Annotated in this window: 24 protein-coding genes and 1 tRNA gene; 14 read left to right on the forward strand and 11 right to left on the reverse strand. The window is 61.9% G+C overall.

All coding sequences use genetic code 11. The features are described from left to right. Positions 1-252 precede the first annotated feature (252 nt). The 3 genes from F8197_RS10880 (at position 253) to F8197_RS28570 (ending at position 1,915) form a co-directional block, all read left to right on the forward strand. On the forward strand, positions 253-714 hold the full coding sequence (locus F8197_RS10880) for a hypothetical protein (protein ID WP_152881818.1): 462 nt from the start codon (positions 253-255) through the stop codon (positions 712-714). Between the two features lie 2 nt (positions 715-716). Beyond that, positions 717-1,412 carry a hypothetical protein gene (locus F8197_RS10885; protein WP_152881819.1) on the forward strand — a complete coding sequence of 232 codons (696 nt, stop codon included), beginning with the start codon at positions 717-719 and terminating at the stop codon, positions 1,410-1,412. A 296-nt stretch (positions 1,413-1,708) separates the two neighbouring features. Continuing rightward, on the forward strand, positions 1,709-1,915 hold the full coding sequence (locus tag F8197_RS28570; RefSeq protein ID WP_193333394.1) for a hypothetical protein: 207 nt from the start codon (positions 1,709-1,711) through the stop codon (positions 1,913-1,915). 828 nt (positions 1,916-2,743) lie between these two features. On the opposite strand, the gene F8197_RS10895 is transcribed toward F8197_RS28570, so the two are convergent. After that, a complete protein-coding gene (locus F8197_RS10895) occupies positions 2,744-2,935 on the reverse strand; it encodes a hypothetical protein (RefSeq protein WP_152881820.1) in 192 nt (63 codons plus the stop codon). A gap of 397 nt (positions 2,936-3,332) precedes the next feature. Here F8197_RS10895 and F8197_RS10900 point away from each other — a divergent pair, with 397 nt between their 5' ends. Beyond that, a complete protein-coding gene (locus F8197_RS10900; RefSeq protein WP_152881821.1) occupies positions 3,333-3,641 on the forward strand; it encodes an AlpA family transcriptional regulator in 309 nt (102 codons plus the stop codon). Here F8197_RS10900 and F8197_RS10905 read toward each other — a convergent pair. The 4 genes from F8197_RS10905 to pepN all read right to left on the reverse strand — a co-directional run bounded on the left by F8197_RS10905 (position 3,601) and on the right by pepN (position 8,882). Continuing rightward, positions 3,601-4,839 (reverse strand): integrase arm-type DNA-binding domain-containing protein, encoded by a 1,239-nt coding sequence (locus tag F8197_RS10905; protein WP_152881822.1) that lies wholly within the window; start codon positions 4,837-4,839, stop codon positions 3,601-3,603. The genes F8197_RS10900 and F8197_RS10905 overlap by 41 nt on opposite strands. A gap of 192 nt (positions 4,840-5,031) precedes the next feature. After that, positions 5,032-5,107: transfer RNA gene (locus F8197_RS10910), tRNA-Thr, on the reverse strand. 105 nt (positions 5,108-5,212) lie between these two features. Beyond that, entirely contained in the window at positions 5,213-6,214 is a 1,002-nt protein-coding gene (locus F8197_RS10915) for a class 1 fructose-bisphosphatase (RefSeq protein ID WP_152881823.1), read from the reverse strand. Positions 6,215-6,233: 19 nt separating this feature from the next. Then, positions 6,234-8,882 carry an aminopeptidase N gene (gene pepN / locus F8197_RS10920; protein WP_152881824.1) on the reverse strand — a complete coding sequence of 883 codons (2,649 nt, stop codon included), beginning with the start codon at positions 8,880-8,882 and terminating at the stop codon, positions 6,234-6,236. A 209-nt stretch (positions 8,883-9,091) separates the two neighbouring features. Between pepN and F8197_RS10925 the strand changes: the two genes are divergently transcribed. Then, positions 9,092-9,778 carry a DUF4136 domain-containing protein gene (locus F8197_RS10925; RefSeq protein ID WP_193333395.1) on the forward strand — a complete coding sequence of 229 codons (687 nt, stop codon included), beginning with the start codon at positions 9,092-9,094 and terminating at the stop codon, positions 9,776-9,778. Positions 9,779-9,868: 90 nt separating this feature from the next. Here F8197_RS10925 and F8197_RS10930 read toward each other — a convergent pair whose 3' ends face one another. From F8197_RS10930 to F8197_RS10950, 5 genes are all read right to left on the reverse strand, one after another. Next, the gene (locus F8197_RS10930; RefSeq protein ID WP_019923087.1) at positions 9,869-10,048 is read right to left on the reverse strand and encodes a CsbD family protein; all 180 of its coding nucleotides are present in this window, start codon (positions 10,046-10,048) and stop codon (positions 9,869-9,871) included. 103 nt (positions 10,049-10,151) lie between these two features. After that, positions 10,152-10,643, reverse strand: coding sequence for a DUF6328 family protein (locus tag F8197_RS10935; protein ID WP_056141233.1), 492 nt, complete (start codon positions 10,641-10,643; stop codon positions 10,152-10,154). Further along, positions 10,640-11,614 carry a quinone oxidoreductase gene (locus F8197_RS10940; RefSeq protein WP_152881825.1) on the reverse strand — a complete coding sequence of 325 codons (975 nt, stop codon included), beginning with the start codon at positions 11,612-11,614 and terminating at the stop codon, positions 10,640-10,642. The genes F8197_RS10935 and F8197_RS10940 overlap by 4 nt, the downstream gene beginning before the upstream one ends. Positions 11,615-11,653: 39 nt before the next feature. Continuing rightward, positions 11,654-12,040: a methylglyoxal synthase gene (locus tag F8197_RS10945; protein WP_152881826.1), complete on the reverse strand. Its 387-nt coding sequence runs from the start codon at positions 12,038-12,040 to the stop codon at positions 11,654-11,656. A gap of 58 nt (positions 12,041-12,098) precedes the next feature. After that, on the reverse strand, positions 12,099-14,621 hold the full coding sequence (locus tag F8197_RS10950) for an alkaline phosphatase (protein ID WP_152881827.1): 2,523 nt from the start codon (positions 14,619-14,621) through the stop codon (positions 12,099-12,101). A gap of 201 nt (positions 14,622-14,822) precedes the next feature. Here F8197_RS10950 and F8197_RS10955 point away from each other — a divergent pair, with 201 nt between their 5' ends. From F8197_RS10955 to rng, 8 genes are all read left to right on the forward strand, one after another. Then, positions 14,823-15,548 carry a YebC/PmpR family DNA-binding transcriptional regulator gene (locus F8197_RS10955; RefSeq protein WP_019923092.1) on the forward strand — a complete coding sequence of 242 codons (726 nt, stop codon included), beginning with the start codon at positions 14,823-14,825 and terminating at the stop codon, positions 15,546-15,548. A gap of 6 nt (positions 15,549-15,554) precedes the next feature. Continuing rightward, a complete protein-coding gene (gene purD, locus F8197_RS10960; RefSeq protein WP_152881828.1) occupies positions 15,555-16,841 on the forward strand; it encodes a phosphoribosylamine--glycine ligase in 1,287 nt (428 codons plus the stop codon). Between the two features lie 2 nt (positions 16,842-16,843). Continuing rightward, on the forward strand, positions 16,844-17,770 hold the full coding sequence (gene hemF / locus F8197_RS10965) for an oxygen-dependent coproporphyrinogen oxidase (RefSeq protein ID WP_152881829.1): 927 nt from the start codon (positions 16,844-16,846) through the stop codon (positions 17,768-17,770). After that, positions 17,767-18,438, forward strand: coding sequence for a nicotinate-nucleotide adenylyltransferase (locus F8197_RS10970; protein WP_373996839.1), 672 nt, complete (start codon positions 17,767-17,769; stop codon positions 18,436-18,438). The genes hemF and F8197_RS10970 overlap by 4 nt, the downstream gene beginning before the upstream one ends. Further along, complete coding sequence (gene rsfS, locus F8197_RS10975; RefSeq protein WP_152881830.1) at positions 18,438-19,121, forward strand: ribosome silencing factor; 684 nt, start codon at positions 18,438-18,440, stop codon at positions 19,119-19,121. The genes F8197_RS10970 and rsfS overlap by 1 nt, the downstream gene beginning before the upstream one ends. Before the next feature lie 6 nt (positions 19,122-19,127). Continuing rightward, the gene (gene rlmH, locus F8197_RS10980; protein ID WP_056141254.1) at positions 19,128-19,598 is read left to right on the forward strand and encodes a 23S rRNA (pseudouridine(1915)-N(3))-methyltransferase RlmH; all 471 of its coding nucleotides are present in this window, start codon (positions 19,128-19,130) and stop codon (positions 19,596-19,598) included. Between the two features lie 2 nt (positions 19,599-19,600). Then, positions 19,601-20,227, forward strand: coding sequence for a nucleoside triphosphate pyrophosphatase (locus F8197_RS10985; RefSeq protein WP_152881831.1), 627 nt, complete (start codon positions 19,601-19,603; stop codon positions 20,225-20,227). A 62-nt stretch (positions 20,228-20,289) separates the two neighbouring features. After that, positions 20,290-21,768 (forward strand): ribonuclease G, encoded by a 1,479-nt coding sequence (gene rng / locus F8197_RS10990; RefSeq protein WP_152881832.1) that lies wholly within the window; start codon positions 20,290-20,292, stop codon positions 21,766-21,768. A gap of 70 nt (positions 21,769-21,838) precedes the next feature. Here rng and F8197_RS10995 read toward each other — a convergent pair whose 3' ends face one another. After that, the gene (locus tag F8197_RS10995; RefSeq protein WP_152881833.1) at positions 21,839-22,051 is read right to left on the reverse strand and encodes a hypothetical protein; all 213 of its coding nucleotides are present in this window, start codon (positions 22,049-22,051) and stop codon (positions 21,839-21,841) included. Between the two features lie 307 nt (positions 22,052-22,358). Here F8197_RS10995 and F8197_RS11000 point away from each other — a divergent pair, with 307 nt between their 5' ends. Continuing rightward, on the forward strand, positions 22,359-23,990 hold the full coding sequence (locus tag F8197_RS11000; protein WP_193333396.1) for a ParB-like protein: 1,632 nt from the start codon (positions 22,359-22,361) through the stop codon (positions 23,988-23,990). Positions 23,991-24,021: the final 31 nt, after the last annotated feature.

Consider the following 24,021-nt stretch of genomic DNA (forward strand, 5'->3'; position numbering starts at 1 on the left):
CAGGCACTTTTAGCGGTTGATGGCGACGACTAGCGGTAGCGGCACCATTCGGATCCTGCTATATCCAAGCGACCGGAGCCGATAACCCATCAGTACACTGGGTTCTGCCTGTCCTTAAGTTCACGCTCTCCATGATTGGCCTTCTTAGCTGACCACCTCATTTCATCGGATGCATTTATCATAGGAATTTAGTGAAATCAATTGAAGCTATTACTTTAAATTCGGCCAAACTCACACGAACATAATTAAATTATGGATGAAAATTCAGATCAATCTACTCCGAATCCGGCGCCTGCCTCCTTAGGCGAACAATTCACAAATTTTGCATCACGAAGCAAAAGAGAGTTTGATGATAGCGGTTGGAAACTATTTGAGGAAAAGATAATTGAATTTCAAAATGATCTTTACACTGGAACACGACGCGAATCTATCTCGCGCCAAGAAAATGCGCTAGTCCAAATTTTCAGCGGCAAAGACGTTGAGCGTGCAGCTGTTAGAATTGACTTCCAACGTTTGTATTCACGAAAGAAGCGGAAACATTTTCTACAGCTTGCTGCAATTATCGCCAGTTTATTTTCTGGAGTGTTCGGAAATTGGGCATTTACCTCAACCGACACTAGCCCTAGAATTTTCCCTTGGATTCTATTAATATTAACATTGATCGCAACAGTAGCATTTTACTATCAATCATTTATTCAGGACATGGAGCCATAATTATGAATGATGCATTATTGCAAAAACAAAAGAACAGATTTATTTTATTACATAAGCTTTATGAGCTTACTGATGGAGTTGCTGAACGCCATTCGATTGACATACGCGAAATCGGAGTTCAGCTAGGCATGACGTCTGATCTCGCTTTAAATACATTCGAATACCTTAAAGGGGAGGGTCTTGCAAAATGGATGGCACTGGGCGGTTACGGAACAATAACTCACTGGGGCATAAAAGAAGTAGAAGATGCATTGGTGCAGCGGCCAACCGCTCATTTTCCTGCAAACATTATAATACTTACTAACAGCCCGGGGGCAACGATCAACGCTGGGGTAAATAACAACACTTCAACGATCTTCGATCAGCGTAACCAACAGGTAAAATATCAATACAATGCCGCTGGAAACATTAATCTTAACTCCTCCACCACCAAAGATGATTTTATTAAGCAACTAGATTTGTTAAAAACGGAACTAAAAGTAGCTGCTGATGCTCAGGCCATCGACGAACTATTAGAGAGTAAAATTCGCACCTTGATTTTAGAGGCCATCGCTGAGGCAAGGAAAGCGTCACCTGAGAAAACTAGCTTAGTTAATTACCTGAAGCAGGCGAATGACAGCATCTCAAGCATTACCAGCGTCGCCGAGTTAGCAGGCAGCATCACAAATGCTTATGAGTGGGCTAAACAATTTCTTTAAGCAAAGATGCTATATTACACAACAAGACTCAGACAAAGCGAGGTCAGGGATCAAGCATGAAATTTTCCGATTTTACTGTTTATTATCTGAGGATTTCACTCTACCTCAGCTAAGGTGCATTAGCGGCCTGGCTAGCGCGATAGCCCTCGACCGCGAGGATCCTGCCTGTTCCGTTCCGCCATCAACCTATTCAAGAGACGTTTCTGCATCTGCTCCACATCATGTTGGTATCGATGACGTGGCCCTTTTCTTTCGAGAGGCCGTATTCGAGCGCGCCGCGAAAGCTGCGGCCCTTGATGGCTTTAGCGATCATCGAAGTTTTCCTTGACGCCAAGAAGGATCAACCGCAGTCGCTGGGTCTAGGCCTGCAACTGCTTGAGCAAGGCGTCGGCGATGGTCACGCGCTGGCCTTCGTTGGCCAGGCGCGTGAACTGATTGAGGTTGGCGGACAGGCGCGCCAGTTCGACGTACTGTTCGCGGTTGATGGCGACGACGGGTGGTGAAACCCTTTTGTACCCTGTTCGTAGCTCATTCGTAGCTCATTCGTAGCCCACTCGTAGCTTGTTCGTAGCTCATTCGTAGCCCGTTCGTGCCCTGCCGAAAAGACCGCAAGAGGCACTCCACCCTATGGTGACAGTCTTCCTGGCTTGGTGCGGGGATTCCCCGCGCCCCTGCCAATCTCTCACACATCACGCAACCTCCGGTTGGGCCGCAAAGCCGCGCCAGTGCTGGCTTTGCGCGTATACGTGTCTCAGGTCTCTGTCATACAAGCCTCCCGCGATTGAACCGCAAAGCCGCACCAGCACTCGCTTTGCGGCAGATTTTGGCGTTAACACGCTCCGGTCCTCGGCGAAACGGTTTAGCGCCAGAGAGAATCAGCCGCAGGGACTGCAGGCCTGCAACTGCTCGAGCAAATCGCCCGCACTGGTCACGCGCTGGCCCTCGTCTGCAAAGGCGCGGAAAATTGCTGTCGTCACAGCCGGTAGCCGCGATGAGTGCTGACCTGCACGTGCTGATCACCGCCCACCATGCCGGTGACGATTTACGTCCAGCCGCGCAAGCGTTGAGCATTGCTGTCGTTCCGGCCACCCGGCCTCGCAGAGCAGGATTCCGTTGAGCACGAAGTGCGAATAAGGAGTTGTGATGGAGGAATACACGCTAGCGTGTAGGCCTACATCACCTATCCTGCCCTGCTCTCAGCGTCGATTCATTCACGAATATGTCCGGTGGGTTGGCCGGTTTGAGCGGGTTTTTGCGCGGTTTTGGCAGGGTTCTGACCGAAACTCAGGCAACAGATAAATCCGCAGGTATGGATTTCAGATTATTGAGGACTAAACCGGCTCCAGCTGCCGACCTGCCAGGTGCGTGCGGCGCCGCTGCTGCATGCCGGTGCCGACATTCCTGCCGGCGCCGACCTGACGGCGCACCGCGCCCACCGTCATCAACTGGCGTGCTGCCGCCCTGCTTAAACGGCATATCGGCGGCGTGAATGAGTTGTGCGTCCTGCCGACGTCAGCGCTCATGATGGCCCGTCCTCGCGGCAATGTCGTCTTGCCACGCCGCAGCTTCCGGGCTCATCAAATAGTAATAATAATATTACTATTCTTCCTCTTATTATTCTTATTATTACTACGGGTCTCAGACGGCGCCAGCTTTGTTCTGGATGAGTCGGCTCAGCGGACTGATGCGCATCGGCAGCCGGACTGTTCCGGTGCAACGCGGGAAGGTCGGCGGATGATGCCGTAGGTAAAAGATTCAAGCAGGAAGTTAAAACACCAGTTTCCTTTTCGCAGCATTGAGCAAACTCAAGCGTACGTCATCTTTCCGGCGCAAGTCGCTGCAAGCTGGCGCTGCGACAAACACCGCTGGCAGTCAGCGCCCTACTTTGTCGCTAGACCTGCCGCGACGAGGAGACACCGCATGAACACCAGCCACACCGATAGCCCGCCCGGCACTGCGCGCCTGCTGCGCATCCGCGAGGTGCTGCAACTGTGCGGGCTGTCGCGCGCTACGCTGTACCGCGAGATCAAGCTGCACACCTTCCCTGCCCCGGTCAAGCTGTCGGCGCGGTCGGTGGGGTGGTTGCAGGAGGATGTGGCGCAGTGGCTCGCGGCGCGCATTGCCCAACGCGGACCGGCGTATGACGCGGCGCCGCGCAGTAACCTGCGCGCGGCGAAGGAGGCTGCTGTTACTGCGGACCGGGGCCGGGCACCGCACGAAGGGGAATGACGTCCGCACCGATGCGCAGCTTGTCCAGGTAGTCGGCCCAGCGCTGCATCATCGCGGCGCGTGCTGGCAGGTGCGCGGTGCGGTTGTAGGCGCGGCCGTTCGGGTCGATCACGCGGTGCGCCAGCTGGTGCTCGATCAGGTCCACGCGCTCGCCCAGCACTTCGTCCAGGATCGTGCGCGCCGTGGCGCGGAAGCCGTGCGCCGTCATCACCTCCTTGGCAAAGCCCATGCCGCGCAAGGCCGCGTTGATGGTGTTCTCGCTCATGCAGGCCTGCTCGGTGCGCAGGCTGGGGAACACGTACTTGCCGTGGCCCGTCACGCGGCGCAGCTGGCGCAGGATGTCGAGTGCCTGGGTGGACAGCGGCACCATGTGCTCCATCCGCATTTTCATCTTGGCGGCCGGGATGCGCCACGCGGCGCCGTCAAGATCGAATTCGCGCCATTCTGCGGCGCGCAATTCGCCGGGACGTACAAACACCAGCGGCGCCAGTTTTAACGCCGACACGGCCACGATATGGCCGTTGTAGGCGTATATCGCGCGCAGCAGCACCGCCAGTTCTTTCGGCTCCGTGATCGCGGCGAAATTGGTGCGCGGGACGGCGATCAGCGCGCCCTTCAAATCGGGTGTCACGTCGCGCTCCGACCAGCCGATCGCCACGCCGTGGCGCAGCACCTGGCCGCACAGCTGCTTGATGCGGTGGGCCGAGTCGACGGCGCCGCGCGCCTCCACCCGCTGCACCACGCCCAGCACGTCGCGCGGCTTGATGGCCGATACCGGCATGCTGCCGATGTACGGGAACACGTCGTGCTCCAGCCACGCCAGCACCTTCTCCTGGGTGGCGGTGCTGCGGCTGGCGTCCATCTTCGCCAGCCACAGGAGCGCCAGTGCGCGAAAGGTATTCTGTGCATCCTCGCGCCGCTGCTGCTCGTACGGGTCGATGACCGGCGCCCGCGGATCGACGCCGGCGCGCAGCAGCTTGCGGGCGTCGGCGCACGCTTCGCGCGCCTCGGCCAGCGTCACTTCCGGGTAGATGCCAAGGGCCAGCGTCTTGTGCCTGCCGTCGAAGCGGTAGTTCATCCGCCAGTACTTGTTGGACTCCTTGACCAGCAGGTACAGCGCGCGGCCGTCGCTGTATTTGTCGCCACTGGGTTTGCCGGAATGCTTGAGCTTCCGGATAAAAAGATCGGTGAGTGCCATGGCGCAATCCCATTCCGAGTGCGGCGCCGATTGAGGGACCAAGATTTTTCGTGAGGGACAAGCGCCAATTTGTCCCTCACCGGTCGTGGATTTCATGCTACACCCCGGTAAACCACGAGACAACAAAAAACCCGCGCTCCCTATGAGAGAGGCGGGTTTTGAGACTTCTTGACACTTTTTACTGCTGAGTTCTGGTGCCGCTTGCCGGAATCGAACTGGCGACCTTTTCATTACGAATGAACTGCTCTACCAACTGAGCTAAAGCGGCGACGACCCGCATTCTAACAAAGAACCTTCGCACCACGCTAGTCCAAAACCAATAAATTTTGGCCGTGGTGCAAAAATAACCTTGCTATCTGCGGATCAGAGGCAATCAGCCCTTGTGATAACCGGTTACCACTTCCACTTCCTCGCGCGAGCCGAGGAAGACTGGCACGCGCTGGTGCAGCTTGGTCGGCTGGATGTCGAGGATGCGTTGCTGGCCGTCGGTGGCGACGCCGCCAGCTTGCTCGACGATGAAGGCCATCGGGTTCGCTTCGTACATCAGGCGCAGCTTGCCGGGCATTGAGGTGTCGCGGGTGTCGGCCGGGTACATGAAGATGCCGCCGCGGTTCAGGATGCGGTGCACGTCGGCCACCATCGAGGCTACCCAGCGCATGTTGAAGTTCGAACCGCGCGGGCCGGTTTCGCCGGCCAGCAGTTCGTTGACGTAGCGCTGCACCGGAGCGTGCCAGTGGCGCGCGTTCGACGCGTTGATGGAGAATTCGCGGGTCTTGGCCGGGATCTGCATGTCGCGCTGGGTCAGTACCCACGAACCCATCTCGCGGTCCAGTGTGAAGCAGTTGACGCCGTTGCCGGTGGTGAGCACCAGCATGGTCTGCGGGCCGTACACGGCGTAGCCGGCGGCGACCTGGCGGCTGCCCGGTTGCAGGAAGTCCTGCTCGGTTGGCTCGGTCATGCCTTCCGGCGCTTTCAGCACCGAGAAGATGGTACCGATCGAGACGTTGACGTCGATGTTCGACGAACCGTCCAGCGGGTCGAAGGTCAACAGGTATTCGCCTTTCGGATAGCGGTTCGGGATCTTGTGGATGGTTTCCATTTCTTCCGACGCCATCGCGGCCAGGTGACCGCCCCACTCGTTCGCTTCGAGCAGGATCTCGTTGGAGATGATGTCGAGTTTTTTCTGTACTTCGCCCTGCACGTTCTCGGTGCTGGCGGTGCCCAGCACTTCACCCAGCGCGCCTTTGCCCACGGCGTGGCTGATGGTTTTGCAGGCGCGGGCCACCACTTCGATCAGCAGGCGCAGTTCGGCGGGGATGGAGTTGTTCTGGCGCTGTTCTTCGACCAGGTATTGGGTGAGGCTGATGCGTTTCATGAGGGGCCTTTGGTTAAGATTAATTGGCGAGTGCTTTGGTGATCACTTCCAGCACGTCGTTCGAGAGTTTGGTTTGGGCGGCAACCTGCTCCAGCGCGGCTTTCATTTTCGCTTGCAGCGCCGGGGCGTAACGGCGCCAGCGGTCCATGCTGCGCGCGAAGCGGGCGGCTACCTGCGGGTTGATCGCGTCGAGCTTGATCACGTGTTCGGCCCAGAAGGCGTAGGCGCTGCCGTCCGCCGCGTGGAACTGCGACGGGTTGGCGTTGGTGAAGTTGAACAGCAGGCTGCGCGCGCGGTTCGGATTCTTGAGCGTGAAGGCCGGGTGCTGCATCAGCTTGCGCACGGCGGCAACGTCGGTGGTCGGGGTGGCGGCCTGCATGGCGAACCACTTGTCGATCACCAGCGCTTCGCCGGCGAAATCGTCGTAGAAGCGTTGCAGGAACGCGCCGGCCTCAAGGCCGCTGTGGATCAGCGCCACCAGTGCGGCAAAGCGGTCGGTCATGTTGCCGGCCTGTTCGCACTGGTGCTGCGCCAGCGACTGCGTGACCGCGTCCGGCGCCACCAGCAGGTACGACAGGCAAAGGTTTTTCAGCGCGCGCTTGCCGGCCGACAGCGCGTCCGGGCTGTACTCGCCCGGGGTCTGGTTGGCGTGGTACTGCGCCAGCAGCTCGGTGCGCAGCTCGGTGCCGATGGTGCGGCGCATGAACTGGCGCGCGGTGTGGATCGCGTGCGGATCGACCACGTCCATCTGCTCGGCGATGATGCCCTCTGATGGCAGTATCAGGGCCAGTTCGCGGAAGGCCGGATCGAGCGACTCGTCGATCAGCAGCGCGCGCTGGGCGTCGAGGAAGGTCGTATCGAGCTTGAGCGGTTTGTCATGCTTGCCTGCCACCTGCGCGGTGAGCTTGAGCAGGCGCGCCATGGCCAGGCGCTGGCCGGCTTCCCAGCGGTTGACCGGATCGCTGTCGTGGCGGAACAGGTGCAGCAGTTCGTCGTCGGTGTAGTCGTATTCCAAGATCACCGGCGCGGAAAAATCGCGCAGGATCGATGGCGTGGGACGCTCGTCGATATTGCGGAAGCGGAAAATCTGCTCGTGTTCCGTCAATTCCAGCACCCCGGTGGTGGCGCCCTTGTCGTGGTTGCCGCCGTCGAGCGTGAGCGGCAGGTCGCGGCCATCTTCGCCCAGCAGGCCCACGGCCACGGGAATGTGGAACGGCAGCTGGTCCGGGTGGTTGCTGCGCTGGCTCAGGATGATGTCGAAGTTGCGTTTGACAGCATCGTAGCGGGTGCGCGCGGTGACCACCGGCGTGCCGGCCTGGCTGTACCAGCGTTCGAACTGGCGCAGGTCGCGGCCGTTGGCATCGGCCATGGCGGCGCGGAAGTCGTCGCAGGTGACAGCCTGGCCGTCGTGGCGCTCAAAATAGAGGTCCATACCCTTGCGGAAGCCGTCGCGGCCCACCAGGGTCTGGTACATGCGCACGACTTCAGCGCCCTTCTCGTACACGGTGACGGTGTAAAAATTGTTGATCTCGACGAACGAGTCGGGACGCACCGGGTGCGACATCGGGCCGGCGTCTTCCGGGAACTGCGCCTGGCGCAAGGTGCGCACCTGGTCGATGCGGGTAACGGCGCGGCCGCTGTCGCTGCCGATCATGTCGGCGCTAAATTCCTGGTCGCGGAACACGGTCAGGCCTTCCTTGAGCGACAGCTGGAACCAGTCGCGGCACGTCACGCGGTTACCGGTCCAGTTGTGGAAGTACTCGTGGCCCACCACGGCTTCGATGCCGGCGTAATCGACGTCGGTGGCGACGCGCGGGTTGGCCAGCACGAACTTGGTGTTGAAGATATTGAGGCCCTTGTTTTCCATCGCGCCCATGTTGAAGTCGCCCACGGCAACGATCATGAAGCGGTCGAGGTCCAGCTCGAGGCCGAAGCGCTCCTCGTCCCAGCGGATCGAGTTTTTCAGCGACTGCATGGCGTAATCGGTCTTGTCGAGATTGCCGTCTTCCACCCACACTTGCAGCAGCACGTCGCGGCCCGAGTTCAGGGTGTAGGTCTCTTCCTGGCACACCAGCCTGGCCGCAACCAGCGCAAACAGGTAGGACGGCTTCTTGAACGGGTCTTCCCACTTGGCATAGTGGCGGCCGTCGTCGAGGTCGCCCTCTTCGATCAGGTTGCCGTTCGACAGCAGCACCGGGTACGTGGCCTTGTCGGCGCGCAGCACCACGGTGTACTTGGCCATCACGTCCGGACGGTCGGGGAAATACGTGATGCGGCGGAAGCCTTCAGCTTCGCACTGGGTGAAGAAGTTGCCGTTCGACACGTACAAACCGGACAAGGTGGTGTTTTCCACCGGCGCGCACAAGGTTTCGATTTCCAGCACCACGTGCTCGGGCGCATCTTTAATCGTGAGCAGCACGCCGTCGATCTGGTACTCGCCCGCTTCCAGCAGCTTGCCGTTCAGCCGCAGTTGCACCAGTTCAATTTCCTCGCCGTGCAGGACGATATCGCTGTGCGTGCCTGCCGGGTTACGCTGCATGCTAATGCGGTTGGCAACAATGGTGCGGTTGGGGTCCAGGTCGAAGCCCAGTTCAACCGTATCGACCAGGAAGGCGGGAGGGGTGTAATCTTTGCGGTAAATCGTCAGTGGGCTGCTATCGGTGCGCATGGGATTGTGTTGGACGTTAGGCAAAAGTCTATTTTACCAATACCAGCGCCGCGCCGACGCTTGATTTTCCTCAAGGCCGGTCGAAAGTTGCTGATTTCCACGCTGCCGTAACATTCTGTAATAATGATGCGTAGTCTGTGTGTGCGACGTAAACTGTAGTACTGAACATACCGTCTTTCCCGCGTTTTCCCGTTTTTAAGAGGCCTATCATGAGATATCTCGCCATCCTGGCGACTGCCGCCGTCATGTTGTTGACCGGTTGCGCCACCACCATCCGCAGCGACGTTACCGCTTTTAACGCCTGGCCGGCAGACCTGCAGGCCAAAACCTACGCGTTCGAGGCGCCGCGCGGCGTGGACGATACGCTGGAATACCGGAGCTACCAGGTGCTCGTGAGCAATGAATTGAGCAAGCTGGGCTTCCAGCAGGCCGACGAGGGGCAGCAGCCAAACCTGATGGTGGGCATGAAATACCTGACCATCGACCAGCCGGTGCGCGTGATCCGCGAAGATCCGTTCATGGGCGCGCCATGGGGCAGCCCATACTGGGGCCGTCCCGGCTATGGCCGCTACGGCTGGGGCTATTCGCGCTGGGCTTACAGCCCGTTCTACGATCCGTTCCGCTACAACGGTTTCGGCGTGGAAGAGCGCATACGCCACCAGTACCAGCGCCAGTTGCGCGTGACCATCAACACCACCAGCGGCCGCAAGCTGTATGACGTCACGGTGCAAAACACCAGCAGCGTCGCTGCCACGCCGCACGTGATGCCGGCGCTGGTGCAAAGCGCGTTCACCGGCTTCCCGGGCCAGAGCGGCGTGCCGCGCCGGGTGGAAATCACCATCGATCCGAAGGTCGATACCGTGGTGGCTGGTCAGCCTGCCGTCAAGGCAAATTGAGGTTGAGTCGTTCCCGCCAATGCGGGAACGACGGACAAAAGAAAAGCGCCTGTGTTTGCACACAGGCGCTTTTTCTTTTACGTCAACCAATTACTTGGTGGCGATTTTAGCGGCTTCTTTCAGGTCGCCCACTTTTTCCTGGACTTTGCCTTCGCCTTGCTTGGCCAGGCCTTTTGCTTCTTGCTCTGGGCTGTCGATCAGATCGCCAACGCCTTCTTGAATTTTGCCGCCGATGTTTTTCAGTTTGCCTTCGATTTGGTCTTTGTTCATGATGGAACTCCTGGTCTGGGCAACAGCCGGAATGGCTTTGCATTGAGACCAGAATACTTCCCACTAGCAAACCCGTCTGTACGCTTGCGTACAAAAACCCGGACTACACGCCGGCATGCTTTTTCAGGTACTTGGGCATCCACCACCAGACCACCAAGATCAGCAGCGCCACCAGGCCGGACGTGATCAGGCCCACCATGGCGCCAAACACTTCCGAGATCACCAGGTCGGTGCCCAGCACCAGGGCAATGGCCAGCGTGAGTGAACCGCTGACCATCAGCTTGGTGGCCACGCGCTTGAAACGGGCCCGGTCCTTCAAAGGCCGCATCATGCGGTGCTGCACCGCTGGCGCACTCAGCAACACCAGGCTGGTGAGCGACAACACGAAGGTGGCCAGGAACAGCAGCTTCTCGCTATGGACGATGCGCGCAAAGCCACCGTTGAACGGCAGGATGATCAGGAAGGCCGTCAGCATTTGCGCACCCGGCAGCAGGATGCGCATTTCGCTCAGCATGTCCGAAAAATCGCCGTCGTCTTCGTCGTCATCCTCCTGGCGATGGCGCCCTTCGTTTTCGTCGAAAATCTGCTTGCTCATGGCAGCAGGATGGTCGAACCCGTGGTCTTGCGGCTTTCCAGGTCGCGGTGGGCCTGGGCCACGTCGGCCAGCGCGTAGCGCTGGCGCACGTCCACTTTTACTTCGCCGCTGGTCACCACGCCGAACAGCGAACGCGCCGCCGCTTCCAGTTCTTCGCGCGTGGAGAGATACGCCGCCATCGACGGCCGCGTCACGTACAGCGAGCCGCGCTTGGCCAGTTCGGCCAGCGCGAACGACTCCACCGGGCCCGATGCGTTGCCGAAGCTGACCATGGTGCCCAGCGGCGCCAGGCAGTCGAGCGAGGCGATGAAGGTGTCCTTGCCGATCGAGTCGTACACGGCGCGCACGCCCTTGCCGCCGGTGATCTCGCGCACCCGTTCCGTGAAGTTCTCGGTGTTGTAGTTGATGACGTGGGCGGCGCCGTGTTCGAGGGCCAGTGCAGCCTTTTCGCTTGATCCCACCGTACCGATCAGCGTCACGCCCAGCACCTTGGCCCACTGGCAGGCGATCAGGCCCACGCCGCCGGCAGCGGCATGGAACACGATGGTGTCGCCGGCCTTGAGCGCGACCGTACGGTGCAGCAGGTACTGTACCGTGAGGCCTTGCAGCATCATGGCGGCAGCGGTGTCGAACGCCACGTTCTCGGGCAGCACCAGCAGCTTGGACGCGGGCATATTGCGCGCCTGCGCATACGCGCCGATCGGGCCGCCGGCATAGGCCACGCGGTCGCCGACTTTTACTTCCGTCACACCCTCGCCCACCGCTTCCACCACGCCGGCGCCTTCCATGCCCAGGCCGGCCGGCAGCGGTTGCGGGTACAGGCCGGTGCGGTGATAGACGTCGATGAAATTGAGGCCGATGGCCTCGTGCCGCACTTGCGCCTCGCCGGGGGCCGGCGCCGGCAGGTCCACGTCCACCAGTTCCATCACTTCGGGGCCGCCGTGGCGGGAAATACGAATTGCCTTGGTCATCGTTTGCTCCAGTATGTAATGGTGGCAGTGTAGCGCGCGTTACGCGGTCGCAGCGCGCAGCTGCAATTGGGACAGCACCAGATGCGCCGACGAGACGTTGGTGGCGCACGGTGTGTTATGGACGTCGCAGGCGCGCACCAGGGCGTTGATGTCCGGCTCGTGCGGCTGCGGCGTCATCGGGTCGCGCAGGAAGATCACGCAGTCGATTTCGCCCTGCACCAGCATCGAACCGATTTGCAGGTCGCCGCCGAACGGGCCCGAATGCTTGCGGTCCACAGTGAGCCCCAGCTCGTTGGCCAGGCGCCCGCCGGTGGTACCCGTCGCCACCAGGTCGCAGGTGGCGAGGTACGCGCGGTACTGGCCGGCCAGCAGGATCATGTCGTCTTTTTTCTTGTCGTGCGCAATCAGGGCAATACGGGTTTTCATGGTCTCATCCGTTTATATGATTTACAGATGATACCAGCCCGGATTGCCCTCTTGACAGCTAGCTGACGACCACTGCCGCCACACCCGCCGTCACGGTGGCAGTGGTCGTGCGGGCCACCAGCGTGGCCGGTGCGCTGGTGCCCACCAGCTTGTTCACTTGGCGGAACTGCGCCACCAGCCGGCCCGGCGTGAGCGTGACCAGCGTGTAGCCTTGCGCATCGGTGTTCAGGTGCTTGATCCAGCCGTTGTTGCCGAGCGCCGCCAGTTGCTGCGCCAGCGCCAGCAGGCTGGTATTGAAGTCGCTGCTCGCCTGCAGGCCTGCCATTACCGCCGTGACGGTCGCTTCCAGCGCGCCTTCCGCCACGCCTTTCGCTGCCAGCGCGCCGCGCAGCTGCACCCGCAACTGTTCAAGCAACTGCGCCAGCGTGGGCGCGGCCTTGCCCATGGTGTAGTCGAGCAGGTTGAAGTTCAGGCTCACCGTGCCCACGCCCGGCACGGGAATCGCCAGTGGGTACGACACCAGTGTGCCGATGTCGCCCAGCGCAGATGCCGCGTCGCGCAGGTAACTGAAGAAGGAATCGGAGCTGATGCCCGCCGAGACCAAATCCACCATCACCGGCGTACCGCCGCCGGCAGCGTCGAAGTCGTCGTTGACGGTGCCGGCAAAGAAGGCGTGGATGTCGCCGGTGAGCGCCACCACGTTGCCGATGTTGTTGGACTTGAGGTGCGCCATCAACGCCTTGCGCTCGCCGTTGTAGCCATCCCACTGGTCGCAGTTAAGCAAGAAGCGCGCGAAGAACGGCGCCAGCGCCTCCTGCTTGCCCGACGCGGCAACGAAACTCGAGGCGGCGCCGTTGGCCTGCACATCCTGCTTGATATAGCCGAACGCGATGGTCTGCGCCGCTGCGCCGGCCTGCGCGGTGGCAGCAGCACCGCCAGCGGCGGCCGTGGTCACCGCCGCATACACGGCCACCGCCAGCCCTGCCTGGGTGGCGGTCAAGCCAGCGGCAACGCCGGCGCCAGCCTGCGCTTGCGCCGCGCCACCGGACAGGGCCGCCGTCATGATGGCGACCGCGCCATTTTGCGCGGTTCCGGCAGTCGCACCGGCGATGGCGGCAGCGACGATGGCACCCGCCAGCGCCACGTTGCCGGCAGTGGCGCCAGCCGTGGTACCCACCTGCGCGGCCACGGTGGGCACGGCGTTCAGGGCCAGCAGCGTGGCAATCGCATCGATGCCATTCATGCCCATGCGCAGCAGCGACACTTCATTGCCCCACAACTTCCAGGTACTGGTGGCAGCCTTCATCTTGTCCATCCACCACTGGCGCTGGGTGTTGCCGAGGATGGAGACACCGGCCAGCGGCGCCTGCCCTGCGGCGGTGGCGCCGGCGATTTTTTGCGCTTCGACGGCGGCCAGCGTCTGCTGCGGCACCAGGTAACGCGAGCCGATGCGGCCCAGCGGCTTGCCGGTGGCCGGATTGATGCTGGACTCGGGAATGATGTGATCGGAGCGGTACAGACGCTGGTCGGTCATCACCAGCTGCATCAGTTTGCCGAACTGGAAATCGCGGTAGATGCGGATGTTCTGGAACGAGCTGTCGGCCGCGTCGAACGACACGTCGGCCGGCATGAACTCGAACCACGCCTGGTTGGCGTTGCGGCGGCGGCTGGACTGGTGCAGGTCGGTGCCGTCGGCATTGGTGCTGCCGTCGTAGGTTTGCGCGTCCTGCCAGGAGTCGTCGGTGAATTCGTGGTCGTCCCACACGGCGATGAAGGCAAAGCGCTCGTGCAGCGCCTGCAAACGTGGATCGGTGCGGTACTGTTTATACAGGTAGCGGTAGTCGGCCAGGGTGTTGGCGTACTTGGCTGTGCTCGATCCCGCCTTGGCCACGCCGTCGGGCAGCGTCAGCGCGCCGTGGCGGCTTTCCACGGCGCCCAGCTGGAAATCGTCGCCCACGGTCTCATAGATGTAGTCGCCCAGGTGGACGATGAAGTCGAGCTGCTCGGCGGCGATCGACGTCATCGCGCCCCAGTGGTTCACGCTCCAGTCCTGGCAGGTCATATAGACGAACTGCAGTTGCGCGACGTCGGCGGTGGCCGCTGGCGCTGTCTTGAAGCGGCCCACGTTGGAGCGGGTATCGCCAGCGACGAACTGGTAGTAATAGACGACGCCCGGCGCCAGGCCCGTCACCTTGTGACGCACCGTGTTGTCGTACTGGCCAAGCAAAGGCAGGTGCACGTCCACTACCGGGGCGCCCGCCAGCACGGCGTTCGAACCGAGTGCGGCGCTGTTGTCGCCAGCGGTGACCAGCAGGCGGATCGCGCCGTCCTGGCCCGCAGGCGCGACGGCGACATTGTCGGCGGCAGCCGGCACGGCGCGCGTCCACAGCAGGATGCTGTCGGCACGCGGATCGCCCGACGCCACGCTTTGCGGGAATTTCCAGGCGCCCGTGACCAGCGGCGCGCCGGTGTCGCCCACCACGACGGTGTTATCGCTGCCACCGCAGCCGGCCAGGCCCGCGCCGGTCGCTACCGACGCCGTAATAAAACCGCCCCACTTCAAAAACCGCCTTCTGTCCATGTCGTTCCGCCTTTGCAACAGTATAAAAAAATAAAGGCTAACACCCGTATATGACAGCATCTCTACAAGAACTTGAGCGTTGCCTCTAGTAAACGGGAGCGACTGCGTCCCTGCCCCCGCTGGCGGTTTTGGCAAGGGGTCTTGTGCTAGAATACCGCCCTCACCGGATACCTCAAATCTACCGCCAAAGGACGACCGAACATGGCTGGACACAGCAAATGGGCCAACATCAAGCATAAAAAGGCTGCCACCGACGCAAAACGGGGCAAGATCTGGACGCGCCTGATCAAGGAAATCACCGTTGCCGCACGCATGGGCGGCGGCGACATCGCGTCCAACCCGCGCCTGCGCCTGGCCATCGACAAGGCGGCCGACGCCAATATGCCGAAAGATAACGTGCAACGCGCGATCACGCGCGGCACCGGCGGCGAGGACGGCGCCAGCTACGAGGAAGTCCGCTACGAAGGCTACGGCATCGGCGGCGCAGCCATCATCGTGGACTGCATGACCGACAACCGCGTGCGCACCGTGGCTGAAGTACGCCACGCGTTCAACAAGAACGGCGGCAACATGGGTACCGAGAACTCGGTATCGTTCATGTTCAAGCACTGCGGCCAGTTCCTGTTCGCACCGGGCACCAGCGAAGACGCATTGATGGAAGCGGCGCTGGAAGCTGGTGCCGAAGACGTGCTGACCGACGACGAAGGCGGTATCGAAGTGCTGTGCGGCCCGCACGACTTCGCCGGCGTGAAAGATGCGCTGGAAGCGGCCGGGTTCAAGGCCGAAGTGGCCGAAATCATCATGAAGCCCGCCACCGAGACGGTATTTACCGGCGACGACGCGCTCAAGATGCAAAAGCTGCTCGACGCCCTGGAAAACCTGGACGACGTGCAGGAAGTGTATTCCAACGCACTGATTGAAGACTGAGGACTTATGAAAATTTTGGTAGTCGGCTCCGGTGGCCGTGAGCACGCGCTGGCCTGGAAACTGGCGCAGTCCGAACGCATCCAGATGGTGTACGTCGCCCCCGGCAACGGTGGCACCGCGCACGACTCGCGCATGGTCAATGTCAACATCACCGACCTGCACGAGCTGGCGAACTTCGTCGAGAAAGAGCATATCGGCCTCACCGTCGTCGGCCCGGAAACCCCGCTGGCCGGCGGCATCGTCAACCTGTTCCGCGCGCGTGGCCTGAAGATCTTCGGACCCACCAAGGAAGCGGCGCAGCTCGAATCGTCGAAAGACTTCGCCAAGGCGTTCATGCAGCGCCACGGCATTCCGACTGCCAAATACCAGACCTTCTCGGACGTGGCGCAAGCGCACGCCTACATCGATGCCAACGGCGCCCCGATCGTCATCAAGGCCGACGGCCTGGCTGCCGGCAAAGGTGTGGTCGTGGCGCTGTCGCTCGAAGAAGCGCACCGCGCGGTCGATGACATGCTGGCCGATAACCGCTTCGGCGACGCCGGCGCGCGCATCGTGATCGAAGAATTCCTCGCTGGCGAAGAAGCGAGCTTCATCGTCATGTGCGACGGTAAAAACGTGCTGCCGCTGGCCACCAGCCAGGACCACAAGCGCCTCAAGGATCACGACGAAGGCCCGAACACGGGCGGCATGGGCGCCTACTCGCCAGCGCCAATCGTCACCCCGGCCATGCATGCACGCGTGATGCGCGAGATCATCAACCCGACCATCGCCGGCATGACCCGCGACGGCATCGTGTTCACCGGCTTTTTGTATGCCGGCCTGATGATCGACGCCGAAGGCAACCCGCGCACGCTGGAATTCAACTGCCGCATGGGCGACCCGGAAACCCAGCCGATCATGGCGCGCCTGAAAACCGACCTGCTGTCGGTGATGGAACACGCAGTCAACGGCACCCTCAACCAGGTCGAACTGGAATGGGACCGCCGCACCGCCGTGGGCGTGGTGCTCGCTGCCGCCGGCTACCCGGATGCGCCACTGAAAGGCGCCGTCATCAGCGCGATTCCGGCCGAAACGCCGGAGTCGGTCACCTTCCACGCTGGCACTGCGCTCGCTGGCGAGGGTCACAACGGCGGCAACCAGCTGGTGGTCACCGGTGGCCGCGTGCTGTGCTCCGTCGGTCTGGGTGACAGCGTCAAGCTGGCGCAGCGCCAGGCGTACGACGTGGTCGACCAGATCTCGTTCGACGGCATGCAGTGCCGCCGCGACATCGGCTGGCGTGGCCTGAAGCACTGATCATGTCCGCCGCACTCGCCGCCGCGCCCGACACCGCCGCCGTCAAGGCCTGGCTGCTCGACCTGCAAGAGCGCATCGTCTGCGCGCTCGAAGCGGTGGACGGCACGCCCTTCCTGCGCGACGCGTGGGACCGGCCCGAGGGCGGTGGCGGCATTTCGCGCCTGGTCGAAGAAGGCAATGTGATCGAGCGCGGCGGCGTCAATTTTTCGCATGTGATGGGTTCCAAACTGCCGCCATCGGCCAGCGCGCTGCGCCCGCACCTCGGTGGTCAGCCGTGGCAGGCGATGGGCGTGTCGCTGGTGATCCATCCGCGCAATCCGTATGCGCCCACGGTGCACATGAACGTGCGGTTTTTCAGCACCACGACCAACGAAGGCGAGCCGGTTTGGTGGTTCGGCGGCGGCATGGATCTGACGCCGTATTACGGTTTCGTGGAAGATGCGAAGCACTTCCACCAGACCTGCCACGATGCGCTGGCGCCGTTCGGCGCCGATCTGCATGGGCGCTTCAAAAAGTGGTGCGACGAGTATTTTTATCTGAAACACCGGCAGGAAGCGCGCGGCGTGGGCGGCATCTTCTTTGACGACGTCAACGAAGGCGGTTTCGAGCAATGCTTCGCCATGGAGCGCAGCGTGGGCGACGCGTTCCTGGCGGCCTACCTGCCGATCCTTGAGCGCCGCAAGGATAACGAATACGGCGAGCGCGAACGCGACTTCCAGGCGTACCGGCGCGGCCGGTACGTGGAGTTCAACCTGGTGTTCGACCGTGGTACCCTGTTCGGCCTGCAGTCCGGTGGCCGCACCGAGGCGATCCTGATGTCGATGCCGCCGGTAGTGAAGTGGCGCTATCGCTGGGAGCCGCAGGACGGCACGCCCGAGGCGGCGCTGTATTCCGACTTCCTGCCGCATCGCGACTGGCTGGCTGCGTGACCGGGCCGCACGCACAGCGGATCGCTCTGCTGGGCGGCAGCTACGATCCGGTTCACCTTGGCCATGTGGCGCTTGGCGCGCATTTCGCGCAGCTGCTGCAAGTGGATCAATTGCGCGTGGTGCCTGCCGGTTTGCCGTGGCAAAAATCCACGCTCAAGGCCACGCCCGACCAGCGCGCCGAGATGGTGACGCTGGCGTTTGCAAAACAACCGTTCCCGGTGGTGGTGGACATGCAGGAAATCGAGCGGGCCGCGCGCGGCCAGCCGACCTACACCATCGACACCCTGCGCGCAGTGCGCGCGGAACTGGGGCCGCAGGCCTCGATAACCTTTCTGATGGGAGCCGACCAGTTGCAGCGGCTCGACACCTGGCACCAATGGCAAGCGCTGTTCGACCACGCCCATATCTGCGTGGCCGCGCGACCAGGTTTTAGTATCGATGGCGCAGGGCTACCAGCCGCCGTCGCCGCGGCGTTTTCCAGTCGACTGGGAACGCCCGACAACATCCGCAACACGCCGCACGGTCTGACGTATCTGGCACAAGACTTCGCGGTGGATATTTCCGCCACTCAGATACGTGCGGCATTACAACGGGGGGAGCAGGCAAATTCGCTTATCCCGCCGCTAGTGCTAGACTATATTGAACAACATAATTTATACAGAAGCTAATGGACATCAAAAAATTGCAAGCCCTCGTCGTTGACGCCCTCGAAGACGTCAAGGCACAAGACATCACGGTATTCGATACGACCCACCTGACCAGCCTGTTCGACCGCATTGCCATCGCCTCCGGTACCTCCAACCGCCAGACCAAGGCGCTGGCCGCTTCGGTACGCGATAAAGTCAAAGCCGCCGGCGGCGACGTGTACGGCATGGAAGGCGAGGACACCGGTGAATGGGTGCTGGTCGACCTGGGCGACATGATCGTCCACATCATGCAGGCACCAATCCGCGCCTACTACCGCCTGGAAGAAATCTGGGGCGACAAGCCAGTGAAACTGGGCGCCGCCAAGCGCAAGGGCACCGTGGAAGCGGAAGAAGCAGCACCCAAGAAAGTCAGCTCGCACCTGGCCGCCGGCAAAAAAGCGGTCGATGCATCGCCTGTGGTCGAGAAGAAGACCCCGGCACGCAAGCCTGCCGCCGCCAAGGCCACCGCTACCGGCGAAAAGAAAACCGCCAAGCCGGCCGCCGTACCAGCCGGCAAGAAGATCAAGGTCGCCCAGCCAAAAGCGACCGTCGCCGCCGTGAAAGCGTTGAAAGCCACGCCGAAGCCGAAGGCCGCCAAGCCGAAAGCCGAAGAAGCGCCGGCCAAGACCGTCATCAAGCGTATCAAGAAACCGGCAGCGGAATAACGCTGTATGCAGCTGATCATCGCTGCGGTCGGCCACAAAATGCCGGCCTGGATCGAAAACGGCTACGCCGAATACGTCAAGCGCATGCCGCCCGAACTGAAGATCGTGCTCAAGGAAATCAAGCCGGTCGAACGTTCGGGCAGCAAGACTGCCGCCACCGCGATGGCGCTCGAGCGCGAACGCATCGAAGCGGCATTGCCGAAATCGGTGCGCATCATCGCGCTGGACGAACGCGGCAAGGACCTCACCTCGGTGGGCCTGTCACAGCAGCTCGAAACCTGGCAACAGGACGGCCGCGACACGGCCTTCCTGATCGGCGGCGCCGACGGCCTCGATCCTGCGCTCAAGGCACGGGCCGAGGGCCTGATCCGCATCTCCAGCATGACCCTCCCCCACGGCATGGTGCGCGTGCTGCTGGCCGAGCAGCTGTACCGCGCCTGGACCATCACGCAAAACCATCCCTACCACCGGGTCTGATCATGACAAACAGGTTAGTCGATAAAAAGATCTACCTTGCCTCGAAAAGTCCGCGCCGGCGTGAGCTGCTGCGCCAGGTCGGCATCGACTTCGAACTGCTGCTGCTGCGCGCCGACGGTCCGCGCGGCGCCGACGTCACCGAAGAAGTGCTGCCCGGCGAAGCGCCGCTAGCTTACGTCGCGCGCGTGGCGCTGGAAAAGGCCGTGTTCGCGCACGGGCTGCTCAAGCGCCGCCATCTCACCCCGCGCCCCGTGCTCACGGCCGACACCACCGTCACCATCGACGGCCAGATCCTCGGCAAGCCTGCCAACGCGCAGGAAGCGACCGCCATGCTCGAACAGCTGTCGGGCCGTACCCACCAGGTACTGACCTCGATTGCGGTGTGCAGCGCCGGCTTCCAGGAGCAGGTGACGCAGGTATCGGAAGTGCGCTTCGGCGTGCTGACGCCGGAAGCCATTGCCGCCTATTGCGCCAGCTCCGAACCGTACGACAAGGCCGGCGGCTACGGCATCCAGGGCCCGGCCGCGCAGTTCATCGAACACATTGCAGGGAGCCACTCCGGCATCATGGGCCTGCCCCTGTACGAAACCGCGCAGCTGCTGCGCCAGGCGGGTTTGCCGCTGCCCTAGCGGCCCCACTGGCGTGCGTGTATGATCGTCGTTCAAATAGCCAGCGCAGCCCGCGGAGACACATGAACGAAGACATCCTGATCAACATCACCCCGCAAGAGACCCGTGTCGCCCTGATATTGCAGGGCGCGGTGCAGGAACTGCACATCGAACGCACGCTCACGCGCGGCCTGGCGGGCAATGTCTATTCCGGCAAAGTGGTACGCGTTCTCCCCGGCATGCAGTCGGCCTTCATCGACATCGGCCTCGAACGCGCGGCGTTCCTGCACGTGGCCGACATCTGGGAAGCGCGCCCGCACGATGCCGCCAACAGTTCCACCGCCGGCGCCATCCCCACCCCGATCGAAAAAATCCTGTTCGACGGCCAGGTGCTGACGGTGCAAGTGATCAAGGACCCGATCGGCACCAAGGGGGCGCGCCTGTCCACGCAAATCTCGATTGCCGGGCGCATGCTTGTGTACCTGCCGCAGGATAACCATATCGGCATCTCGCAAAAGATCGAAAAGGAATCCGAGCGCGAAGCGCTGCGCACGCGCCTGCAAAAGCTGCTGCCGGCGGACGAGAAAGGCGGCTACATCGTGCGCACCCAGGCCGAGGACGCGTCCGACGCCGACATTGCTGCCGACGTCGAGTACCTGCGCAAGACCTGGAGCGCGATCACGCACGGCGCGCGCACCCTGCCCGCCACCACGCTGCTGCACCAGGACTTGAGCCTGGCCCAGCGCGTGCTGCGCGACTTCGTCCACGAGCACACCGCCACCATCCAGGTGGACTCGCGCGAGAACCACCTGATGCTGCAGGAGTTCGGCCAGGCCTACACGCCCGGCGTGCTGCCGCGCTTGCAGCACTACACGGGCGAGCGCCCGCTGTTCGACCTGTACGGCGTGGAAGAAGAAATCCTGCGCGCGCTGGGCCGCCGCGTGGACCTCAAATCCGGCGGCTACCTGATCGTCGATCAGACCGAGGCGATGACAACGATTGATGTGAACACCGGCGGCTTTGTCGGTGGCCGCAATTTTGCCGACACGATTTTCAAAACCAACCTGGAAGCCGCGCACGCCATCGCCCGCCAGCTACGCCTGCGCAACCTGGGCGGCATCATCATCCTCGACTTCATCGACATGGACAACACCGAGCACCGCTCAGCCGTGCTGTCGGAACTGAAAAAGGCGCTGTCGCGCGACCGCACCAAGGTGTCGGTCTCGAACTTCTCGGCGCTGGGCCTGGTGGAAATGACGCGCAAGCGCACCCGCGAATCGCTGGCCCACATCCTGTGCGAACCATGCCCGGCCTGCAGCGGCAAGGGGCAAGTCAAAACCTCGCGCACCATCTGCTACGAAATCCTGCGCGAACTGCTGCGCGAAGCGAAGCAGTTCAACCCACGCGAATTCCGCATCCTGGCGTCGCAGGAAGTGGTCGATATGTTCCTGGAAGAGGAATCGCAGCATCTGGCCATGCTGGGCGACTTCATCGGCAAGAAGATTTCTTTGCAGGTGGAGACGGCTTATCATCAGGAGCAGTACGACATCATTTTGATGTGACCCGAGGGCCGTCAAACATCACCAACCGATGAGTGCGACAGCGTCGCGCTCATCGATCGAGCTGCCGGAATCAAACCTGAAGCCCCGACGCAATCGACTCACCCGAAATCACTTCAAGACTGATATCTTCGTCAAGAAACCGCATGCGCTCATGCAGTTCAGGATCGACCAGCAGCACTTCTTCGCTATCGATCAGAAATGCAAAAAAAAACGGCATGTGCGCAAGCTGAGCGATAATCGTCCCGCAACCGATCCAGTTGGCCCGGTATTGCGTCACGATCACGCAGAGCCTTGATCGCGACGACGAAGGTTTCTTCTTTATTGTCGCTGCGCATACGCGTGGCCAGAATGTCGGCACTGAAGCGGCCTCCGCATGGCACATCCTTGTAGGTAATGTAGCCGTTCCTGACCAATGCCAGTGACACCAGCGAGGTCGCAAATTTTTCAGGACTTCTCATCATTACCCTCCTAGAATCCATCAGGTGCTGCTGCCTTGCGCGTCGGATGATGCTACGACATTTCACCAACCGCTGGTAACAAAGCCGTCACATTCCCCCGGTATGCTCACGCGTTTTCCTAACGGAGTTCCCATGCACTCGACGCGCCAGCGCCCTACCGGTTTTCCACGCCACCTGCCTTTGCTGCTCACCCTGCCACTGCTGCTGGCCGCCTGCGGCGGTGGCGATGCGAACCTGGATACGACGCCCACCCGCGCCATGACCGTGGTGGCCGCCACCGGCAAGGCCATGGCTGGCGCCGCTGTGACGGTGCAGGATGCGGCCAAAGCTACGGTCGGCAGCGGCACCACCGATGCCAACGGCAAACTGGTGCTGAACCTGCCGGCCAGCGCTGCCGCGCCGTTCCTGTTGACGGTCACGCCGACCTCGGGCAGCGCCCAGTACGCGGTCACGGTCAAGGAGACCGCCGTCAATGTCACGCCGCTGACGTCGGTGCTGGCGATGCAACTGCTGGGCACCACGCCGGCAGCGACCAGCGCCAGCCAACTGGCAGCCGTCGATGGGACAAAAATCGCCACCGCGCAAACCCAGCTGTCCACCGCGCTGGCCGATGCCATGCGCGCCATGGGCGTGTCTGCCACCTACGATTTCGTCAACGGCCCGCTGGTGCCCGGCAGCAGTACCGATGCCGCCGACAAGCTGCTCGACCAGCTGGCGGTCAAGGTCAGCGGTACCGATATCGACATCGTCAACACCAGCGGCGCCATCCTGGCGCAGAGCACCGGCGGCAGCGTGCCGCGTGCCACCGGCACGGCGCTGCTGGCCACGCCTGCCACCCCGACCGCGCGCCAGCAGCAACTGATGGCGATGGTGCCGGGCACCGCCGCCGCGCCGGTGTTCATCGAAGTGGCGCTGGACGAATTGCTGCCGACTCAACCGGCAGTCGGCTACGACCAGATCTATTACAAGCTCGGCCGTTACAGCGCCGAAGATCTGATCATGGACAAGACCAACAAGCCGAAGAAATTCGCCGAACTGTGCGAAGCCAACGGCCAGGACGACGTGGTGACCAAGACCGCCAACGTCACCGGCGCCACGCTGATCAAGCCACCCGCCGCGTTCGCGTGCAAGTCGCCGGTGGGCACCAAACCGGGCGACATGAAGACGGTCGTGGTCGGCCCTGGCGGCAAGCTGTACCTGACCGACGGCCACCACACCTTCAGCGCGTTCTGGAATGCCGACGGCGGCGTCAACCAGAAACTGAAAGTGTGGGTCAAGCTGACCGACAACCTGAGCAAGCTGAACGAAGTGGATTTCTGGAGCGCGATGAAGGCCGGCAAAAAAGTCTGGCTCAAGGACGGCGCCAACCGCCCTATCGTCACCGGCCAACTGCCGCAGCAGATCGGCCTCGCTGCCCTGGGCAACGACCCTTACCGAGCGCTGGTGTACTTCACCCGCGACGCCGGCTACATCGTCCCGGAAGCCAGCACCGAGTTCCTCGAGTTTTACTGGGGTGACTGGCTGCGCAGCAAAATCGACCTGGCCGGCTACGATCTGACCAGCAGCGCCAGCTACTCGTCGGCCATCCTCAAGGCCTCGCAGGCGATGGTGGCGTTGCAGGCGACCGACGTGGTCAGCGGTGGCAATACGGCCGCGTCGCTGGGCTGGTCCGGCAAGCTCGACACCAAGGCGCTGGATGACCTGGTCACGCCGACCGGCAAGCTGACCTATTCGATCGCCTACAAGAAGACGCTGGCCAAGTAACGCGCGATAGCGCTGCCGACGTTTCGGCAGC

The sequence above is a fragment of the Duganella sp. FT27W genome, assembly GCF_009295655.1.
GTDB classification, from domain to species: Bacteria; Pseudomonadota; Gammaproteobacteria; order Burkholderiales; family Burkholderiaceae_D; genus Rugamonas; species Rugamonas zoogloeoides.

Coding starts and splice junctions, on each gene's coding strand:
- F8197_RS10900 (WP_152881821.1), top strand. CDS start 3,333: ATGAACACCAGCCACACCGATAGCCCGCCCGGCACTGCGCGCCTGCTG.
- F8197_RS10880 (WP_152881818.1), top strand. CDS start 253: ATGGATGAAAATTCAGATCAATCTACTCCGAATCCGGCGCCTGCCTCC.
- F8197_RS10915 (WP_152881823.1), bottom strand. CDS start 6,214: ATGAAACGCATCAGCCTCACCCAATACCTGGTCGAAGAACAGCGCCAG.
- F8197_RS10940 (WP_152881825.1), bottom strand. CDS start 11,614: ATGACCAAGGCAATTCGTATTTCCCGCCACGGCGGCCCCGAAGTGATG.
- F8197_RS10950 (WP_152881827.1), bottom strand. CDS start 14,621: ATGGACAGAAGGCGGTTTTTGAAGTGGGGCGGTTTTATTACGGCGTCG.
- rsfS (WP_152881830.1), top strand. CDS start 18,438: ATGGACATCAAAAAATTGCAAGCCCTCGTCGTTGACGCCCTCGAAGAC.
- F8197_RS10955 (WP_019923092.1), top strand. CDS start 14,823: ATGGCTGGACACAGCAAATGGGCCAACATCAAGCATAAAAAGGCTGCC.
- F8197_RS10935 (WP_056141233.1), bottom strand. CDS start 10,643: ATGAGCAAGCAGATTTTCGACGAAAACGAAGGGCGCCATCGCCAGGAG.
- purD (WP_152881828.1), top strand. CDS start 15,555: ATGAAAATTTTGGTAGTCGGCTCCGGTGGCCGTGAGCACGCGCTGGCC.
- F8197_RS10905 (WP_152881822.1), bottom strand. CDS start 4,839: ATGGCACTCACCGATCTTTTTATCCGGAAGCTCAAGCATTCCGGCAAA.
- hemF (WP_152881829.1), top strand. CDS start 16,844: ATGTCCGCCGCACTCGCCGCCGCGCCCGACACCGCCGCCGTCAAGGCC.
- F8197_RS11000 (WP_193333396.1), top strand. CDS start 22,359: ATGCACTCGACGCGCCAGCGCCCTACCGGTTTTCCACGCCACCTGCCT.
- pepN (WP_152881824.1), bottom strand. CDS start 8,882: ATGCGCACCGATAGCAGCCCACTGACGATTTACCGCAAAGATTACACC.
- F8197_RS10925 (WP_193333395.1), top strand. CDS start 9,092: ATGAGATATCTCGCCATCCTGGCGACTGCCGCCGTCATGTTGTTGACC.
- rng (WP_152881832.1), top strand. CDS start 20,290: ATGAACGAAGACATCCTGATCAACATCACCCCGCAAGAGACCCGTGTC.
- F8197_RS10930 (WP_019923087.1), bottom strand. CDS start 10,048: ATGAACAAAGACCAAATCGAAGGCAAACTGAAAAACATCGGCGGCAAA.
- F8197_RS10985 (WP_152881831.1), top strand. CDS start 19,601: ATGACAAACAGGTTAGTCGATAAAAAGATCTACCTTGCCTCGAAAAGT.
- F8197_RS10885 (WP_152881819.1), top strand. CDS start 717: ATGAATGATGCATTATTGCAAAAACAAAAGAACAGATTTATTTTATTA.
- F8197_RS10945 (WP_152881826.1), bottom strand. CDS start 12,040: ATGAAAACCCGTATTGCCCTGATTGCGCACGACAAGAAAAAAGACGAC.
- F8197_RS28570 (WP_193333394.1), top strand. CDS start 1,709: ATGGCTTTAGCGATCATCGAAGTTTTCCTTGACGCCAAGAAGGATCAA.
- rlmH (WP_056141254.1), top strand. CDS start 19,128: ATGCAGCTGATCATCGCTGCGGTCGGCCACAAAATGCCGGCCTGGATC.
- F8197_RS10895 (WP_152881820.1), bottom strand. CDS start 2,935: ATGAGCGCTGACGTCGGCAGGACGCACAACTCATTCACGCCGCCGATA.